At 52.8% G+C, this 1,503-nt stretch carries 1 protein-coding gene; it reads left to right on the forward strand.

What is annotated here, in order from left to right; all coding sequences use genetic code 11:
• The first annotated feature begins 187 nt into the window (after positions 1-187).
• Positions 188-1,441: a hypothetical protein gene (locus ACOCD2_RS19570; RefSeq protein WP_293650164.1), complete on the forward strand. Its 1,254-nt coding sequence runs from the start codon at positions 188-190 to the stop codon at positions 1,439-1,441.
• Positions 1,442-1,503 lie beyond the last annotated feature (62 nt).

The raw sequence follows: 1,503 nt of genomic DNA on the forward strand, positions 1-1,503 counted from the left end.
TGGGCAAGTAATCAATGAAATGGGATAACTCACCAGCCAGCCTTCTCAGAAGGCTGGCATCAAAGCCCCCTTATAGGGGGCAAAAGGCAAGTCTGCGTTCTAAGAACGCAGATTTTTACTGGTTTTTCTCCTCTGAAACTCTAAACTCTAGCTGGAGAAGACCCTGCAGAAAAACGGCATCCTGGAAATGGTGTTCGCCAGCGCCCTGTTGCCGGACCTGTTGCGCAGCCTGGGCAGAAAAGGGGCACTCCGCCTGGTGTACGAATATCTGCTTGGTGGACGCAGCAAGAAGGAGCTGATTCCCATTCTGCAGCAGTTCAAGGACATTTCCGACCTGGATCTTTATGTGCAGCGCATGAATGCCGTGCGCAAGGAAATCAAACATGCCGATACGGCCCAGCGCAGGAGCTGGCTGATCAAGGTGGTGGAAGGGTATGCCAGCTTACGGCGCGATCTCAAGCTGTCCTGGGAGATGTACCGTGCCCTAGACCTGATCCGGCTGCTGGACAAGCCTAAGGAGCTGACACTGTCCCGCGCAAATGATCTGCTGCAGGAATTTTCTTTGCAGGAAGAAGGGCAGACACCGGAAGTGAAAGGGCATGTGATCCTCAAGGCCGACCTTCGGGGGTCTACTGAGCTCACGGCCAGTATGCTTCGGGAGGGACTGAATCCGGCATCGTATTTCAGTCAGAACCTGTTTGATCCCATCAATTCACTGCTGCAGAAATACGGTGCGGAAAAAGTGTTTGTCGAAGGGGATGCAGTCATTCTGATGATACTGGAACACGCAAACCTTCCCACCCAGGCAGTGGCTCGCGCCTGTGGCCTGGCTTATGATATTATCGATCTGGTTTTGCGGAGAAACCAGGAAAGCAGGCAGCTGGGTTTGCCGGAACTGGAGCTGGGGGTCGCGTATGTACCTGAAGCACCCTGCTATCTGTTTGATGCCGGACGGAAAATCACCATATCTCCCGCAATCAACCGGGCTGACCGGTTGTCTTCATGCAAGGGACGTGATTTTGTTGGATTTGGCGAAGACAAACACTGGGGTGTCGAGGTCATCAGGATTGAGCAGACTGCCAACGGTGTCTCAGGAAGCGACCAGTATTGCCGATACAATGTGAACGGAATAGAGCTGGATCTGCCGGCATTTCAACATCTTGCAGAAGAGATCGTGCTGAAGAAGGTAAAGGCTGCGAGCTATGGTAAAAAAACGGGTGACAATTACTACGTTGGCCGTTTTCCTGATATGGCCGGGAAAACCCGATGGCAGGTCGTGCGCCACAGCGCCATCAAGCACTGGGATGGAAACAAGTTGAGCGGCTCTTCCAAGAAGGCCGGAAACAGTTTCTATGAACTGGTGACGGATCCAGAGATATTGAGCGTAAGCGCCAAACAATCAGCCCTATTGCATTTTTTTGACAGGCGTGTTCCAGGGTAGCAGGGCTTCAATGTCCTCAACCGTCCTGGCATTGCCGATGTGCTGCAGCACATGGTGGAGGT

Source organism: Thiolapillus sp., from assembly GCF_048562965.1.
GTDB classification, from domain to species: Bacteria; Pseudomonadota; Gammaproteobacteria; order Chromatiales; family Chromatiaceae; genus Thiolapillus; species Thiolapillus brandeum_A.